The organism is Flavobacterium gilvum, from assembly GCF_001761465.1.
GTDB lineage: Bacteria > Bacteroidota > Bacteroidia > Flavobacteriales > Flavobacteriaceae > Flavobacterium > Flavobacterium gilvum.
This window is the reverse complement of the sequence record NZ_CP017479.1, coordinates 99,746-117,519: the sequence shown is the minus strand read 5'-3', so window position 1 is coordinate 117,519 and position 17,774 is coordinate 99,746. Positions and strand designations below refer to the sequence as shown.

At 33.4% G+C, this 17,774-nt stretch carries 16 protein-coding genes; 12 read left to right on the top strand and 4 right to left on the bottom strand.

Annotation, left to right across the window (positions count from 1 at the left end; translation table 11 throughout):
* The first annotated feature begins 1 nt into the window (after nt 1).
* The 9 genes from EM308_RS00565 to EM308_RS00525 all read left to right on the top strand — a co-directional run bounded on the left by EM308_RS00565 (nt 2) and on the right by EM308_RS00525 (nt 10,705).
* Nucleotides 2-1,156 carry a glycosyltransferase family 4 protein gene (locus EM308_RS00565; RefSeq protein WP_316930228.1) on the top strand — a complete coding sequence of 385 codons (1,155 nt, stop codon included), beginning with the start codon at nt 2-4 and terminating at the stop codon, nt 1,154-1,156.
* Complete coding sequence (locus EM308_RS00560; RefSeq protein WP_035638255.1) at nt 1,153-2,703, top strand: glycosyltransferase family 2 protein; 1,551 nt, start codon at nt 1,153-1,155, stop codon at nt 2,701-2,703. Before EM308_RS00565 ends, EM308_RS00560 begins: the two co-directional genes overlap by 4 nt.
* Nucleotides 2,700-3,698 (top strand): glycosyltransferase family 2 protein, encoded by a 999-nt coding sequence (locus EM308_RS00555; protein WP_035638253.1) that lies wholly within the window; start codon nt 2,700-2,702, stop codon nt 3,696-3,698. The genes EM308_RS00560 and EM308_RS00555 overlap by 4 nt, the downstream gene beginning before the upstream one ends.
* A 182-nt stretch (nt 3,699-3,880) precedes the next feature.
* Complete coding sequence (locus EM308_RS00550; RefSeq protein ID WP_231560023.1) at nt 3,881-4,639, top strand: glycosyltransferase; 759 nt, start codon at nt 3,881-3,883, stop codon at nt 4,637-4,639.
* A 71-nt stretch (nt 4,640-4,710) separates the two neighbouring features.
* Nucleotides 4,711-5,829: a glycosyltransferase family 4 protein gene (locus EM308_RS00545; RefSeq protein ID WP_035638252.1), complete on the top strand. Its 1,119-nt coding sequence runs from the start codon at nt 4,711-4,713 to the stop codon at nt 5,827-5,829.
* Nucleotides 5,826-6,899, top strand: a complete 1,074-nt coding sequence (locus tag EM308_RS00540) for a glycosyltransferase (RefSeq protein ID WP_035638250.1) — start codon at nt 5,826-5,828, stop codon at nt 6,897-6,899. The genes EM308_RS00545 and EM308_RS00540 overlap by 4 nt, the downstream gene beginning before the upstream one ends.
* The gene (locus EM308_RS00535) at nt 6,899-8,242 is read left to right on the top strand and encodes an O-antigen ligase family protein (protein ID WP_035638248.1); all 1,344 of its coding nucleotides are present in this window, start codon (nt 6,899-6,901) and stop codon (nt 8,240-8,242) included. The genes EM308_RS00540 and EM308_RS00535 overlap by 1 nt, the downstream gene beginning before the upstream one ends.
* A complete protein-coding gene (locus EM308_RS00530; RefSeq protein WP_035638245.1) occupies nt 8,214-9,221 on the top strand; it encodes a glycosyltransferase family 4 protein in 1,008 nt (335 codons plus the stop codon). Before EM308_RS00535 ends, EM308_RS00530 begins: the two co-directional genes overlap by 29 nt.
* 89 nt (nt 9,222-9,310) lie before the next feature.
* Entirely contained in the window at nt 9,311-10,705 is a 1,395-nt protein-coding gene (locus EM308_RS00525) for an exopolysaccharide biosynthesis polyprenyl glycosylphosphotransferase (RefSeq protein ID WP_035638240.1), read from the top strand.
* Between the two features lie 110 nt (nt 10,706-10,815).
* On the opposite strand, the gene EM308_RS00520 is transcribed toward EM308_RS00525, so the two are convergent.
* Nucleotides 10,816-11,955, bottom strand: a complete 1,140-nt coding sequence (locus EM308_RS00520) for a lipoprotein N-acyltransferase Lnb domain-containing protein (protein WP_051877822.1) — start codon at nt 11,953-11,955, stop codon at nt 10,816-10,818.
* A 26-nt stretch (nt 11,956-11,981) separates the two neighbouring features.
* Nucleotides 11,982-13,052, bottom strand: a complete 1,071-nt coding sequence (locus EM308_RS00515) for a putative type IX sorting system protein PorV2 (RefSeq protein WP_449403925.1) — start codon at nt 13,050-13,052, stop codon at nt 11,982-11,984.
* 369 nt (nt 13,053-13,421) lie between these two features.
* Here EM308_RS00515 and EM308_RS00510 point away from each other — a divergent pair, with 369 nt between their 5' ends.
* From EM308_RS00510 to EM308_RS00500, 3 genes are all read left to right on the top strand, one after another.
* Entirely contained in the window at nt 13,422-14,144 is a 723-nt protein-coding gene (locus EM308_RS00510) for a CDP-alcohol phosphatidyltransferase family protein (protein ID WP_035638235.1), read from the top strand.
* 12 nt (nt 14,145-14,156) lie between these two features.
* Entirely contained in the window at nt 14,157-14,999 is an 843-nt protein-coding gene (locus EM308_RS00505) for a glycoside hydrolase family 25 protein (protein WP_035638232.1), read from the top strand.
* A 162-nt stretch (nt 15,000-15,161) separates the two neighbouring features.
* Entirely contained in the window at nt 15,162-16,094 is a 933-nt protein-coding gene (locus tag EM308_RS00500) for a dihydrodipicolinate synthase family protein (protein ID WP_035638229.1), read from the top strand.
* Between the two features lie 2 nt (nt 16,095-16,096).
* Here the strand turns inward: EM308_RS00500 and EM308_RS00495 are convergent, their stop codons facing one another.
* Entirely contained in the window at nt 16,097-17,374 is a 1,278-nt protein-coding gene (locus tag EM308_RS00495) for an MFS transporter (RefSeq protein ID WP_035638226.1), read from the bottom strand.
* Nucleotides 17,375-17,530: 156 nt separating this feature from the next.
* The gene (locus EM308_RS00490; RefSeq protein ID WP_035638224.1) at nt 17,531-17,767 is read right to left on the bottom strand and encodes a DUF5808 domain-containing protein; all 237 of its coding nucleotides are present in this window, start codon (nt 17,765-17,767) and stop codon (nt 17,531-17,533) included.
* Between the last annotated feature and the right edge of the window lie 7 nt (nt 17,768-17,774).

Below are 17,774 nucleotides of genomic sequence, written 5' to 3'. Positions count from 1 at the left end.
TATGTTGAAAGTAGCTTTCTTAACTCCAGAATATCCTCATAATCGTGTCCAGCATTCGGCAGGAATTGGCACAAGTATTAAAAACTTGGTTAAGGCTTTGGTTAACGAAGGAGTTACGGTTTCAATCTTTGTTTATGGGCAAGAAGAAGATGTTGTTTTTTTAGAAGATACTGTAAAAATCCATTTGATAAAATCTCAAAAATATAAAGTTTTAGGTTGGTTTTGGCATCGCAAGCATATACAAAACTATCTCAATAAGTGCATTTTGGAAGACGGAATTGATTTGGTTGAGGCTCCGGATTGGACAGGAATAACAGCTTTTATGAATTTGAAAGCGCCATTAGTAATTCGTTTTCACGGAAGTGATACTTATTTCTGTCATTTGGAGAAGAGAAGTCAAAAAATCAAGAATTTTTGGTTTGAGAAATTGGCATTTAACAAAGCTGAGGCTTTTATTGCACCAACTCATTTTGCAGGAGAATTGTCAAAAAAACTTTTTAGTATTAAAAATAAAAAGATAGAAACAATCCACCACGGATTAGACTTAAAACAATTTGTGAATGTCAATCCTTCAAATTATGAACGAGGATTGATTTTATACATGGGTACAATTATTAGAAAAAAGGGGGTGCTGGAATTGCCTGATATTTTTAAGATGGTAAGAGAGCAATATCCAAATGCACAGTTGGTTCTAATTGGAAACGATTCATATGATATTCAAACAAAATCGCGATCGACGTGGGAATTAGTGCAAGAAAAATGTCTTAAAGAAGATTTGAAAAATATTTCTTATTTAGGGAAAATCCCCTATCAGGAAATTCAGGAATATATTAAAAAAGCACATATTTGTGTCTTTCCAACTTTTGCAGAAACCTTAGGAATGGTAACAATAGAAGCAATGGCTTTGCAAAAACCAGTTGTAAATAGTAATATAGGTTGGTCTCAGGAATTGATTGTTGATGGCGAAAGTGGCTATTTAGTTGATTCCAAAAATCATGAAGTCTTTGCTGATAAAATAGTAACATTATTAAAGAATGAAGATTTATGCAAAACTATTGGGAAAGCCGCAAGAACAAGAATCGAAACTTTTTTTGATATTGAAAAAACAGTAGAGCAAAATATAGTTTTTTATAAATCCATAATTAATAAATTTTGATTGTAATCTATCATAAAAATAGTGTTATCACCAGAGTAGAATCTGCAGATATTCAATCAATTCACTTTGATGAAAAGAAGTCCATTGCGGCTGAATTAATGCAATTGGCAATTCAGTTTCCGGAATCAAAATTGGTTTGGTGCCACGAAAGCTATCATGATCAAATTAATTTAACTTCAATTCCTGAATTGATGCATCATGATAAAATGATGTTTTCTTACAATCCAAATCCCAATAATTATTTAGGAAATAGAATTGGTTATGTTGAGGAATCTCCATTTATTAATGTAAATAAAAAAGTTACTTACCCAACTTGGCAAATGAGTAGTTTGGCAGGTGTTATTCATGCTTCTGCTTTACTATCTTTTAAGGGTAAAATCAAGTTAGATTCTGATTTTGATTACTATCTCAATTCTGTTGCCAAAGTTGGTATGCCATTAGGATTATTTTGCTATTCAGAACCTAAATTGTTAGTTCAGAATTCAATTGAAACTCCGATGCCAAATTCTTCGGCATTTGCTCTTTTTAAATTTGTAAAACAGCATTATAAAACACGTTGGACTATCTTATTGTTGCTCAATATGATGGTTTATGAGTTTCGATTGCCTTTTTTAGCTTTTATATATTCGCTATTTTTTAAAAATAGAAATACATCACAGATTTCTTTTAGCAACATTCAAATTCAATCTAGTAAATCGGTGGTACAAAATGCTACAATTGATGTTATAATTCCGACTATTGGAAGAAAAAAATATTTGTATGATGTGTTGAAAGATTTATCAAATCAAACACATTTGCCAGTAAACGTGATTATTGTCGAACAAAATCCACAGGAAAATAGTGTTTCAGAATTAGATTATTTGCAAAATGAAATTTGGCCTTTTGTAATAAAAAATACTTTTACGAATCAGGCTGGGGCATGCAATGCGAGAAATTTGGCTTTGAATCAGGTTGAAAGTGAATGGATTTTTATGGCAGATGATGATATTCGGATTGATACTGATTTTATTGAAAAAGGTTTAGAAATTTTTGACGTTTTTGGAGTATTTGCAATTACATTTGGTTGTTATGAATCCAACTATAAGGAAGATAATAAAATGAAAATAGCCACACAATGGTCCTCGTTTGGTTCAGGATGCAGCATCGTAAATACCAAAGAAATGGAGGAATTAAGGTATGATATTGCTTTTGAATTTGGTTATGGAGAAGATGGAGATTTTGGAATGCAATTACGAAAAAAAGGAGTTGACATTATTTATATTCCAACACCTGAAATACTTCATCTTAAAGCTCCGATAGGAGGTTTTAGAACTAAGCCGGAATTACTTTGGCATCAGGATAAAATACAGCCAAAACCTTCGGCTACAGTTATGTTGTATAAGCAATTACATTTGACGGCTGAACAAATTAAAGGTTATAAAACTATTTTATTTTTTAAATTTTACCGTGCTCAAAATATTAAAAATCCTATTCGATATTTCAATAATTTTCAGAAACAGTGGAAGCAAAGTTTATACTGGGCAAACGAATTAAAAAATAAAAAATGAAATTTTCTTTAATTATTTGCACCTACATGCGCCCAAAACCATTGCTTCAATTGTTGCAGTCGGTTCAGGAGCAATCATTATATCCAGATGAAATTCTGATTATTGATGGTTCTGTAAATACGAAAACAGAGCAGATTTTAAGCGATAATTCCTTTCGAAATCTAAATTATTTTCTTGTTGAAAAAGAAGATCGGGGTTTGACCAGACAGCGTAATTTCGGGATCTCTAAGGTTGGATTAGATATAGAAGTAGTTTGTTTTTTAGATGATGATACTGTTTTAGAGAAAGATTATTTTGAAGAATTATTTAAGACATACAAAATATATCCAGATGCTTTAGGTGCTGGAGGATATATTTGGAATGAAACAAAATGGGAACATGTCGGAATCAATTATCAGCCTAAAATAAATGAATTTTATTTTGATGGCTGGAAAAGAAAAGACGGAAGTCGTTTTGTGTTAAGAAAAAAAATTAATATGGACAGTGACAGACCGCCTGGTTTTTCTCCTCTTTTTTCTCATGGAAGAAGTGTTGGTTTTTTGCCTCCATCAAATAAAGTATATCAGGTCGAACAATTAATGGGAGGCGTTTCGTCTTTCAGGAAATCAGTTTTTGAAAAGTTTTCGTTTTCAACTTATTTCGAAGGTTATGGTTTGTATGAAGATGCAGATTTTTGTTTGCGGGTAGCCAGAACAGGAAAGCTGTATCTGAATACTAATGCAAAATTGAGCCATTATCATGAGGCTACAGGAAGACCAAATCATTATAAATATGGGAAAATGGTAGTGAGAAATGGTTGGTATGTATGGAGAGTAAAAAATCCAAAACCCAAAATGAATGACCGTTTGAAATGGAATGCAATAACTATTTTGCTTACCGTAATTAGATTCAGTAACGTAATCACTGCTAAAGATGGAAAAACAGCTTTTTCAGAAGCAATTGGAAGAACAATTGGGTGGTGGAGTTTAATATTTAACAGACCAAAACAACAGTAATGTTCGTTATAAAAAAGAAAATTCAGAAAAAGATTAACGAGTTTAGGCTGCATTATTCACATGTTCGGTTTTATAGTGATATTCAACCCGTAATTTATATCAATTTAAGTCATCGTACTAAAGTCAGAACTTATCTCAATCTTTTTTTTAGAATACGTGATGTTTATAAGGAACCAATAGTTATGAAATTTTCTTTATTGAGGATGATATTTTTAGCCAAATGGTTTAATGAACTCGATTATATCTATTTTGAAAAGCCTTTTTCAGGAATAAAGAAATTAAAAGTTTTCAGTCATCATAAAAATGCTGATTATAGAGTGAATTATAATTACAGAAAAATATACTCTTCTGATGATTATGACAAAAATGCTTTGCCTTATATTATGCATCCAAGTAATTATTTAAATCCATATTTTGATCTTCTTAAAAAAAATATTGGGATTTTGATTAGTGGAAATTTTGAAGAAAAGATATATAACACAAGAGTTATCCCTGATAATTTTAGGCTACTTAATAGATGGGAAATTTATACTGAAATTCTAAAGCATAAAAAAGTATTTTCAATTTCAGGAGATGAATTGGTTCGAGATTTGTACACGGGTCGTTTTAAGGATAAGTTGGTTTTAATGAAATGGCAGACAGGAGCTATTCCAATAGAAAAATGGCGCAGTTATTTATCCGCTGCAGATTTTATTTTTTGTGTACCAGGTATGACAATGCCTATGTGTCACAATACTTTGGAGGCTATGTCGATAGGGGTAATTCCAATTTTAAATTACTCAAATTGGCTAAATCCTTCATTGAAAGATAATGTTAATTGTCTAGTTTATCAGAATGAGACAGATATTAAATCAATAATAGATAGAGCACTTTCATTTTCTGAAGGCGAAAAGTTGCAAATGTCAAAAAATGTAATCGAATATTATAAAATGTATTATTAAAATTATGTTTTTTGCGAAAATGGGAGCAGTGAATTAATTGTGTTAAATGAAAATAGTAAAGATTTAGTTTAATGAGGATTGCAATTATTACGCATGTCAATCATATTCAAAAAGATAATCAATATTTTGGTTATGCTCCATATGTGCGAGAAATGAATATTTGGTTGAAATATGTTGATGAAGTAATTATAGTCGCTCCTTTAGAAAAAGATCGACTAACAGAAATTGATAGTTCTTATTTTTATGAGAAGATTAATTTTTGCGAAGTACCCAATTTTAGTTTTACAAGCTTTAGAAACAATATGGAATCATTCTTCAAACTACCATTAATCTCCTGGGAGATTTTTTGTGCAATGAAAAGTGCAGACCATATCCATTTAAGATGCCCTGGAAATATGGGATTAATAGGGAGTTTTATTCAGGTATTGTTTCCGTTCAAAATAAAAACAGCTAAATACGCTGGAAATTGGGATCCGAAGAGCAAACAGCCATGGACATATCGTTTGCAAAAATGGATTTTGAACAATACGTTTTTGACTCGAAATATGCAGGTTTTGGTATATGGAGAATGGCCCAATCAGTCTAAAAATATAAAACCATTTTTTACTTCTTCTTATTCAGAATCAGAAAAAGAGATAATTCAGAAAAACAGTTTATATTCTTCAATAGAATTTTTATTTGTTGGAAGTTTAGTTTTAGGAAAAAATCCGCTTTATGCTGTAAAACTAATAGAAGAATTAGCCAAAAAAGGAAATAATGTAATTCTGAATTTATATGGAGAAGGACCTGAAAGAAAAAAAATAGAAAATTATATTAAGGATAACCAGATTGGGAATAATGTAATTTTGCATGGAAATCAAAATCAAGAAATTGTCAAAAAGGCCTATAAAAATAGTCATTTTGTGATTTTGCCTTCCAAAAGTGAAGGTTGGCCAAAAGCAATTGCCGAAGGTATGTTTTGGGGATGTGTTCCACTTGTTACAAAAGTTTCCTGTGTTCCTTTCATGTTAGATTACGGAAATAGGGGTATTATACTTGATATGGATTTAAAAAAAGATATAGAGAACATCGAAAAAATACTTTGTGATAAAAATACTTTTCTTGCTAAAAGTAAATTGTCGATTGAGTGGTCTCAAAAATATACTACAGATGTTTTCGAAGAAGAAATTAAAAAGCTCCTGATAAAATGAGGATCCTTCAGATTATAGATTCTCTCGAAGCTGGTGGTTCAGAGCGAATGGCTATTAATTATGCTAATGCATTGGTGTCTGAAATTGAATTTTCAGGATTGGTGGCTACAAGAAAAGAAGGACCACTATTGACTCAAATAGATCCTAAGGTTCCTTATTTGTTTTTGAACAAAAAAAAGCAGCTTGATTTAGGTGCACTTTTTAGATTAAGGTCTTTTGTCTTGAAAAATAAAGTTACACACATACATGCACATAGTACTTCATTTTTCTTGGCTTTTTTGTTAAAAATGTTACATCCTTCCGTAAAAACGATTTGGCATGATCATTACGGGAGCAGTGAGTTTTTGTCGAGAAGACCCAGATTTGTTTTAAGAATGATTCTTCCTTTTTTTAAAGGGACAATAGTAGTAAATCAAAAGCTGAAAAAATGGTCTGAAGAAGAATTAAAAATTAAGAATGTTCTTTATTTGCCCAATTTTGCAATAACAGAGGAGGGTGTTGATGAACACACGATTCTCAAAGGGAAAGAAGGAAAACGAATTGTTTCTTTGGCTAATTTAAGGCCACAAAAAAATCATTCTTTATTATTGGAAGTAGCTCGAAAACTTAAAAAAAGCTATTCAGATTGGACTTTTCATTTAGTTGGTAAAGACTTTGACGACAGCTATTCGAGACAAATCAAAAAATGGATAACAGATTATGGTTTGGAAAATAATGTGTTTCTTTATGGTTCAAGGCAAGATGTGAAGAATATACTTGAACAATCATCAATTGCTGTCTTGACTTCAGAATCTGAAGGATTGCCAGTCGCTCTTTTGGAATATGGATTGTATAAAAAAGCGGTAGTTGTTACCAGTGTTGGTGAAATGCCTATGATTGTCAGACACGGACAGAACGGTTTTGTTGTGGATTCTAATAACGTTGAAAATTTTCATCAGTCTTTAGTCGATTTAATTGAAAATGAAGTTTTACGTTTTACATTTGGAGAAACTCTTTTTGAGACTGTTCAGGGTGATTATGCAGGGGAGAGCGTTATAAAAAAATATTTAAATTGGGTAACTCAACTATAATGAAAAAAGAAGAAGCCGCTTATATTTATTTACTACTCTTCCATGCTTTTCTAGGGGTGTTGATATTTGCAATGCCTTTTCTATCAAAACTATTTACTTTAACAATTTTTGTTTTCGGTATTTATTATATTATCGAAAATAAAAATAAAAACAATGAAGCATTAGTAATATCTGCCTATGTTGTAAGTTTTGAGGTGCTTTTGAGAATGACGGACGGAATGCTTATAAATGAGTTTGGTAAATATTCCATTCTTATTTTTATGCTTTTAGGAATGGTTTATTCAGGATTTTCTAAAAATGGAATTTTGTATTGGATTTTCTTATTGTTATTGATTCCGGGAATCATTTTAGCATCTCTTACTCCTGAATTGAATGTAGATGTGAAGAAAATAATTTCTTTTAATATATCTGGACCCGTTTGTTTGGGGATTAGTGCTATCTATTGTTTTCAAAGAAAAATAAGTTTCAATAGGGTACTGGGGGTGATTACTGCTTTTTGTTTACCCTTAATGGCATTGGCGGCTTATTTGTATTTATATACTCCCAATGTTCGTGATGTAATTACTGGAACACAGTCAAATTTTGAAACATCAGGAGGGTTCGGTCCTAATCAAGTGTCTACAATTTTGGGATTGGGGGTTTTTGTCTTTTTTGTTCAGTTTATGTTTAATTCTAAAAGCCTGTTGTTGCAAATTGTAAATGCCGGACTTGTGGTGTTTTTTGCTTTTAGAGGGCTTGTGACTTTTTCTAGAGGTGGAATGATAACTGCCATAATGATGATTATTATTCTTTTGGGTGTAATTTATTTTCGAGCAAATGGTCAAATAAAATCAAAAATAGGATTAATAATTTTGATTTCTTTTATTACAGGATTGGGAGTTTGGGGATATAGTTCCTTTCAGACTAGCGGATTAATTAATAAAAGATATGCTAATCAAGATGCCATGGGAAGAGAAAAGAAGGATCGTCTGGGAGGTAGAGAGGAAATTATGAATCAAGAATTAGAAATTTTTATTGATAATATTATTTTTGGAGTTGGTACGGGAATGGGTAAATATAAAAGAGCCGAAATTACCGGAACAGAGGTAGCATCACACAATGAAATCACAAGAATGCTGGCAGAGCACGGTAGCTTAGGCTTGATTGATTTACTGATTTTATTTTTTACCCCACTGTTTTTGTGGGTAAATAATCGACAAAATATATTGGCGCTTTCTTTTTTGGTGTTTTGGCTCTTGACGATTAATCATGCCGCCATGCGTCTTGCAGCTCCTGCCTTTGTTTATGCTCTTTCATTGTTAAAAGTTTATACACATGAAAAACCTGCTCTACATAGGGAATAAGTTATCCAAACATGGTGTTACACCAACTACAATTGAGATTCTTGGACCACTTTTGGAACTGGAAGCTTTTAGGGTATCATATAGTTCTTCACATGGAAATAAACTATTACGCGTTATCGATATGCTGTGGAGTGTATTTCAATCCAGAAAAGCAGATTGTGTTTTGATTGACGTCTATAGCACGACCAATTTTTGGTATGCATTTGCTGTTTCTCAATTATGTCGTTGTTTGAATCTAAAATATATTCCTATTTTGCATGGAGGGAATTTGGCTTCTCGCTTGAAAAATAACCCGAAGATTTGCAGAATGATTTTTAAGCATTCTTTTCAGAATGTGGCTCCGTCATTTTTTTTAATGCAGAAATTCAAAGATGCAGGGTACGAAAATGTTATGTATATTCCTAATTCGATAGAACTGGAAAATTATCCTTTTTTGGAACGAAAAAAAGCAAAACCGAATCTGTTGTGGGTGCGTTCTTTTGCGAAAATTTATAACCCTATGATGGCGGTTGAAGTATTTGCCTCCATAAAAAAGAAATATCCCGAAGCAACACTTTGTATGGTGGGACCCGAAAAAGATGGGAGTTTATCGGAAGTCAGACAAAGAGCCAAAGAACTTAAACTGGATATCCTTTTTACTGGGAAATTATCAAAAAATGATTGGATAAATAAATCTAAGGAATATGATATTTTTATAAATACGACCCATTTTGACAATATGCCCGTCAGCGTGATTGAAGCCATGACTTTGGGATTGGCAATTGTTTCCACCAATGTGGGCGGTATTCCTTTTTTACTCGAAAATCAAAAAGATGCTTTGTTGGTTCCTGATGGTGATGTTAATAGGATGATCGATGCAATTGACAGATTAATTGGTGATTCAGATTTGTTTAGTTCAATTACAACTAATGCAAGACGAAAAGCAGAACAATTTGATTGGCAGTTGGTTAAAGTTCAATGGTTGACTCTGTTGAAATAACCAAAAGGTGTACACCAAAAAAATGAACCAATTGCTTAATTCAAGAGGTAGAATAAGTAACTTGCGACACAATCCAATTTTTGAAAATAATGGGGAATAATAAAAAAATACACTTCGAAATATCTGAACGTAAATTACTTTTACGGATTTTTGATGTGATTTTTGTTTTGTTTGGATTGTATTTAATCGGTTTTATTTTCAATTTTGATTATTTTCAATTTTCGGTTACAAATTATTATTGGACAATTGTTTTGGCTATTTACATAAATGTATTCGGTCTTATTTTTGAAATGTATAACCTTCAAGTGGCTAGTAATCATTTTCAGGTGTTGCGGAGTTCTGTTTTAACCACTTCTTCCACGGTATTGTTTTATTTGTTGACACCTGTTTTTTCTCCTCAATTGCCAAAAAATCGTTTGCAATTACTGATTTTTTATATTGTCTTTTTTATAGCATTGTATTCCTGGAGAATGATTTATGTCAAATTTTTGGCATCAAACAGATTTGCTCAAAAAGTGGTTTTAATATGTGAAGGAGGACAGGTAAAAGAACTTGTTTTTGGGTTAGAAAACGTTGATCCACATTATAAAGTAATTGGTTATGTAAATTCGGATGAGGAATCAATTTCAACCTTGGAGCATCATTCTTTAGAATCGATAAAAAGTGAAGATCTGACTTCATTTGTGAAAAAAAACGGGATTTTTGAGATAGTGGTTGCCTCCCAAAAAACAGAAGGGATTACCGCCGATTTGTACCATCAATTGCTTATTTTGCTGGAGTCTGGGAAGAGTATCAGGGAATATACTCATGTATATGAGAGTAAAACCCAACGGATTCCGGTTCAGTATATTTCCCGGGATTTTTACCGTTTTTTCCCTTTTAGCCGAAGCAATCAAAACAAATTGTACTTGTCTATTGTCAGGCTTACCGAAGTTGTTTTGTCATTAACCGGTTTGAGTATTGGTCTGGTTTTACTTCCGATAATTTTCATTGGAAATGTTTTCTGGAACAAAGGAGGATTGTTTTATACTCAGGAAAGAATGGGAAAAGACGGAGTTGTTTTTAAGATTATAAAATTCCGTACAATGATTGAAAATGCAGAGAATTCCGGAGCTGTTTTTGCAAAATCAAATGATGTCAGGGTAACAAAGTTTGGAAAATTTTTGAGGAAAACAAGAATTGACGAGTTCCCTCAGTTTATTAATATCTTGAAGGGAGATATGGCCGTGATTGGACCAAGACCGGAGCGACCTGAGTTTGTTAATGAAATTGCCCAAATGATGCCGTTTTATGAAACTCGTCATATTATCAAGCCGGGACTTACCGGTTGGGCTCAAGTCAATTATTCCTATGGTGAAAAACTCGAGGACAGTCTGATAAAACTGCAATACGATTTGTATTATATCAAACACCGAAGCATTTACCTAGATTTGAGTATTGCTTTCAAGACTGTTTCAACGGTGTTGTTTTACAGAGGACAGTAAATTTGATAATTAGCGAATGTGATAATTAGTAAATTATAACTGTTAATTTGCTAATTATCGCATTATCACATTATCTCATTATCTCATTGCCACATTATCTCATTATCAAATTAAATAATAATCGGAATTGGTTTTTTGTTTCTCATGACTAAGCGTATCAAAACAAACAAATTGGTTATGATTATTGGAGAAACAATGAGCAGATGAATTTTTGTAATCATAAAACAGAAATACATAATTGTCATCACTATGCCAGCAAAAGCAAGTTTGTAAGTCCATTTTGAGTTTTTGGTACTCCAAAAATATACTACACCCAAAAAGATAGGGTTGAATAACAGTATGTTGTAGTTATAAGCCAATTCCTGATGCAAGGAATAAAATCCCAAAAAGACAAATAAAATCCCCAATAGCCCCATAGTCAACAGATAAATATAGTCTATTGCTTTCTTGTTTGCCAATGTTATGAATCCTAAAAGAAAGAGATAGGTAAGACTGTTATTCCACCATGAAACAGGGGTTTCTTCTTCAAAATTCAAAATTGTTTTGTTTTCCTTGCAAATTGGATGGTTTTGATATTGAATGAGTTTTAGGCTTTTTTGCAGTTCAAAAGGCAAAAATATTTTAGTTCCCATTTGATCTACTTTGGTGCCAAAAACGATACTTGTCCCCAGTTTTTCATAAAAATGATTGTCAAAATAAGGAAATAAAATAGATCTGTAGCTTTTGTCGGTATCTATTTTTTTGGTGATTACTTCTGCATTTAATGTTTTGTTGATTATATCGACCACTTTGGATGTACAATTGTTATCAATGAATTTGTATTGATAAAGACGTTCATCTGATAGCATTGATTTTGAAAGATTGTCATATAGTTTTTGTTTGAATTCCAGCGGAATATCTAATTCCTGCTCGTAAACATCCCTTCTTTCATAATTGTACTGATTCAGGAAATCGACATACCGATCATTTGCTATGAAATAATTCATATCGCCCTTTGTAAACTTCAATACAAAGTTTGGTGTACCAAAGTCAAATGCACCATAGTTATAGACTACATCCAGATTGTTGTCCATGTCAGCAACCCTTATCGCGGTGTGTCCAAATAAAGAATAAACTTCATTCCCTAGACCGCAGGTAAGTACACTGATGTGAGCATTTTTTGACAATACAATCTCTTGACAGTAAGAGTTGCAAATGAATCCCAATAAAAGAGTGCAGATGGATATTTTTTTGAATAAGGATGATTTCATAGTTATATTTTTTTCAAAATTCAAAGTTAACTTCTAAAAAGGGATAAATCAATTTTTAAAGAAAATACATTGGAATACATAGCGGTGCTTTGGTTGCCCAAAGAAGTCAGCGCATAATCAATCGCAATTCCTTTGTATTTGAAACCAAGGCCAATGTTGGGCTGAAAACCTGTCTTTTCTCCATTGTCCAATTGTGTTACCTGCTGGAAATTACCAACTCCCGCTCTCAGAAAAGCAATGTTGGTATAGCCAAATTCCAATCCAATAGCCGGATCAATACTCAAAAAACTGCTTGAGATTATATCATTTGTCTGCGTAAACTGCATGTTCATATTGGCGGAAGCCAAAAGACTGTAATCTTCGTGAAAAGTAAATTTTCTAGCTACTCCCAGTTGGGCCTTTGGAAGTGTAATTTCGGTACTTTCGGGCATTTCTTGATTTTGTCCGGGAATAGCATCTGCTATTTTCTGATATTGTTCTTCGTTGATGTTCCAAATATTGTAAGTGGTCGTAATATCCCGAAGCATTAATCCAAACTGCCAATCTTTCCGTTCAAATTGTAACCCAAAATCAAATCCAAATCCCCAAGAAGTCGCAAAATCTCCAATGATTCTTCGAATAATTTTTGCATTTACACCGTATTGAAAACCTTCTATGGGCAATTTTACAGCATACGAAAAAGTAAAACCATAATCGGCAGTTGAGAAAAGTGAAATCCGGTTGTAATCTATATTGCCCTCGTTGTCAATCAAATCGGTAGTGTTCAAAATATCATCAACACCAAAACGAATCAATGAAATTCCCCAAGCTGTGCGGTCATCAATTGGAGCGGCATAAGCGACATAATCATATTTGGCAATATTGGCAAAATAATTAGAGTGCATTAAAGAAACCTGATCACTTTCTAGATGGGTTAATCCCGACGGGTTCCAATAGCAAGCATTAACATCGGAGGTGAAAGCAACCACAGCATTTGACATTCCCAGAGCCGCAGCATCTACACCTATATTCATAAACTCATTCGAATATTTTCGAACAGTCTGAGCATGGATGACATTCACAATAATTAGGAATAAATAGAGCTGTGTTTTTTTCAAAAGATACTATCGAAAGCTTTATTAGTTTTTATTTTTATCAAAAATAAAGTTTTTTGATGATGTAGCTACTTCAATTTAACCCGAATTGTACAATGGCTACAAATTACACAAATTAACACAAATTTGAAGAAAGAGATATTTTACTCAGATTAGAAACGAATTACGCGAATTTTCTCTTTTTTGACCTAAAAATTCTGCGATAACCTGTGTAATCTGCGTAAAAAATAAATCAATAAAATTCTAATGTGGATTTTGGGTTTAATGAAATACTAACTTTTGTAGACAAGAAATCAAAAACTCCTAACAAAACCAGTTTAGCTTTCACTTAAAGTATTAAATTTGTCGAACTTATTATTTAATAAAAATATTATGAACATCAAGAAACACGTTCCAAATACAATTACTTTACTTAATCTGTTTTGTGGTTGTATTGCTGTGGTATTTGTAAGTAAAGATCAATTCGAAATGGCATTCTTTTTTGTTTGCCTCGGAATTTTTTTAGATTTTTTTGATGGATTTTTTGCCCGTTTGTTTAAGGTTTCTGGTGAATTGGGATTGCAATTGGATTCTTTGGCAGATATGGTAACCAGTGGGGTAGTTCCCGGATTTGTGATGTTCAAAATGATGCAAAGCAGCTCGGTTTATATGAATGAAGGTTGGCTTCAGTTTTTTCCTTACCTAGGTTTTATTATTACTTTGGGGTCGTGTTTTCGTTTGGCAAAATTCAATATTGATACGCGTCAAACCGATTCTTTTATAGGATTGCCAACTCCTGCAAATGCACTTTTTATATTGAGCCTTCCTTTGGTTAAGGAATATTATTCTGGAGAGTCATTGATGGTTCTGGAAATTTTGACCGAGAAATGGATTTTATTGGCGATAGCATTGTTTAGTGCCTATATTTTAAATGCCGAGATTCCATTATTTTCGTTAAAAATAAAGAAGTTCAATTTTAAGGACAATGTACTTCAGTTTGTTTTTCTGGCAAGTTCTGTTTTGTTTCTGATTTTCTTAGATTACTTAGCCATTCCATTGGTTATTATTTTCTACGTTTTGTTATCAGTAATTAATAATAAATTTCTAAAAAAGTAGTCGTTTTTTTAGATGAGAAAAAATGGGAGAACGGTTCAAAGGCGAAAGCCAAAAACGAAAAAAAGCGCTTTTTTCGGGAAGTGGATTGACTTCTTTTTTATTGGGATAGTCATTCTTATCGTTCTGTCGGTAGCCTATCATTATCGTTCCAGTTTGGCTAATTATTTAGGTTTTAAATCACATTTTAAGAATAGTGAAACTTTTTTTTCAGAAGCCCGTAATTTACAGGTTCTTGAAAAAAATGAAGGTAAAGTTATCGGTATAGATGTATCCGAATATCAGGGGAAAATCCGTTGGTCTTATGTAGATACCATCGAAGAGAAATATCCCTTACGATATGTTTTTATACGAGCTACTGTAGGGAATGACAGGGTTGACAATGAATTTGAAAGAAATTGGCTTGGCGCCAAAGAAAATAAAATGATACGAGGTGCGTATCACTATTACCGACCCAATGAAAATTCTCTTGAACAGGCCGAACTTTTTATAAAAACGGTAAAACTTAAGAAAGGCGACTTACCACCCGTTTTGGATATAGAAAAACTCCCGAAAGAACAGTCTATCGAACGGTTAAAACTTGGTTTAAAACGTTGGCTGAATGCTGTAGAAAAGCATTATGGAGTACGGCCAATTATTTATACAGGGGAAAAATACTATGATGATTTCCTGAAAGATGAATTTGGGGATTATCTTTTTTGGATTGCTAATTATAATTTTTATCGGGAAGAAATTCAGGAAGATTGGCTATTTTGGCAATTTACAGAAAAAGCCACTGTGCCGGGAATTGATTCTACAGTTGATGTGAATATTTATAACGGCGACCTACAGCAGCTGGGATATATTACCGTGGAATAAGTTTTCTGCGAAAATGCAAATACTCCGCTTATTACTATTGTTGATTTACAAAAAGCAAGGTTGAGTGTGCCAAATTATTTATTATTTTCGAAAGGGTTAGCGAAGGATAAGTTATTTTGTATCTTTTGATAGTTATTCGGAATTAATAAAAAAACCAATCCAATGGCAAAACAGGCAATCAAAAAAGCATTTTCAGGAATTATTCCGCCAATGGTGACTCCTTTATTATCAGACAATCTCAGTTTGGATTTGGATGGGGTAAAACACCTTGTAGAGCATTTAGTACTTGGTGGCGTTCACGGAATATTTATTCTTGGAACAACAGGGGAATCAACAAGTCTTAGTTATTCGACCAGAGAAAAACTTATCTTGGAAACCTGTAAAGCAGTCAATGGAAGAGTGCCGGTTTTGGTAGGAATTACAGATACTTCTATTGAAGAAAGCATTCGTTTGGCAGCGATTGCCAAAAAATCTGGAGCTGCGGCGGTTGTGGCTGCTCCTCCGTATTATTTTGGTTTGGGGCAAGAAGAATTATTCAAATATTACTGGAGTTTGGCAGATCAGGTGAACTTGCCTCTTTTTTTGTACAATATGCCCTCGCATACCAAAATAAATATTGATGTAAAAACCGTCGTTCGTTTGGCTGAACATCCTAATATTATTGGTTTGAAAGACAGTTCGGCAAATGCAGTTTATTTTCAATCACTCTGTTATTTGCTAAAAACAAATTTTACACTCCTTGTTGGGCCAGAGGAAATTACTGCTCAAACGGTTATGATGGGTGGACATGGGGGCGTTAACGGTGGAGCGAATCTTTTTCCAAAATTATATGTTGCTCTTTATAATGCTGCGATTGCCCGAGATTTTTCTAGAATTGAAGAATTGCAAAATCTGGTAATGGAAATAAGTACCCGGATTTACACTGTTGGTTCGTATGGATCGAGTTATTTGAAAGGTCTAAAAGGCGCTTTGTCAGCATTGGGAATTGTCAGAGGAAACATTGCACAGCCTTTTACTTCTTTTGACGAAAAAGAAATGAATAAAGTTATTGATATTATCAAAGAAATTGAAATTAAGGTTGCTGAGGTTTTGTAATTTTAGCTGACTAATTCCGAATTAGTTATTTCTTCCGTCATGTTTATCGTTTTTGGTCGTAAACAGACCAGTTGTAAAACGATGGCAATTATCACCACCAAAATCAGCAGAACGAATATTTGTTCCATTCCACCTTTGTCGGCAGCTTTTCCTAAAAATTCAGTAATAACCGCACCTGCAGAAATTCCGACAAAGTTCATTATGCCGTATCCGGTTGCGCGATAACGAGGCGAGACAAATTGACAAAGGATAGGCATATTGTTGGTATCAAAGATTCCAAATCCAAGCCCAAAGAGCATTCCGCCAGCTATAATCGCTTCGATGCTGTTGCAGTTGCCCAGTAAAAAAAGAGCAGGAATAGTCAAACTAAGACCTATTGCGCTAGTGTAGATTCTTCCTTTGAGATTTCGAATTATCCATTTGTCCGAAATAAATCCGCCAACCAAAACCCCCACAAATGATGACATTGCGATGCTAACTGTTGAGATAGGACCCGCAAGAGCCATGTCCATGTGCAGTTTTTCTGAAAATAAGGTTGGTAGCCAGTTTTTTGCCGCCCATCCCGGTAAACTCGGAGCCGAGAAATAAAAGAGCAAAACCCAAAAAGAAATGTTGCCGAACAAGATTCCCAAACCATTGAACATTTGTCTGAATTCTGTTCCAATGCTAAATTTTTGAGAAAAGTCAAAAACATAGGCTTTCTTTTCTTTGATAAAAAAAATCAGAAGAATGCTGTAGATAATACCAATCAGACCTACGGAGTGAAAGGCAAAGTGCCACGAAAAATGTTTGGAAATGGTTGCTCCAAATCCTCCCAACGCTTGTCCCAGATAAATTCCAGTGGTATGAATACCTATGGCAAAAGAACGCGTGCTTCCTTGGTGGTAATCAGCAATTAATGATAATGCAGCAGGAATATAAAAAGCTTCACTGAATCCCATAATCGCACGTAAAGCATATATTTGGTTAAAAGTAGTGGCGTAACCCATAGCCATTGTAACTCCCGACCAGATAAAAAGACTGCAGACAATCATGTTTTTTCGATTCATCCTGTCGGCAATAATACCCGAAACAGGACTCATCAAAGCGTAAATCCAAAGGAAAATAGCCATCAGAAGTCCGAAGTTTTCGGCTTTGGCCAATTCTGGAATATCAAGCATCATCGAGGGCTTCATAGTAGAAAGCATCTGACGATCCAGATAATTCAACAGCGCCACAAACCACAATAAGCCAACAACTATCCAGGGATATGATTTCTTTTCAGTCAATTTTGCAATCATAATGAGGTAAGTATAAAAGTCCTAATATATGAATTGAAATAAGATGAAATGTTAATCATTGTTATATTTTAAAGTATGGAAATCAGTCCGATGATGTTTTTTTAAAAGAAATCATTTTTTAAGTCTGGATATTTACAGCAAAAACTTTTTATTGAATCAACTTCTTCTTAGAACAGAAAGTAGAACCAATGAGAAAAATAAAATTACCAAAATGATAGCCCATTTTGCATTTTTGTTTGCAAAATTGATAGTTATTCCCATCCATTCTGCTTTTTTTGGGACAAAAATACGATCATCTGCTTTGTTGTAATAAATAAGGCCACACCATTTCCAGTTGTCAGGATCTTTGTGCCAATTGTTGTACTCTTCCTGAGTTGGTTTTTCTACACTCATGGGCGAA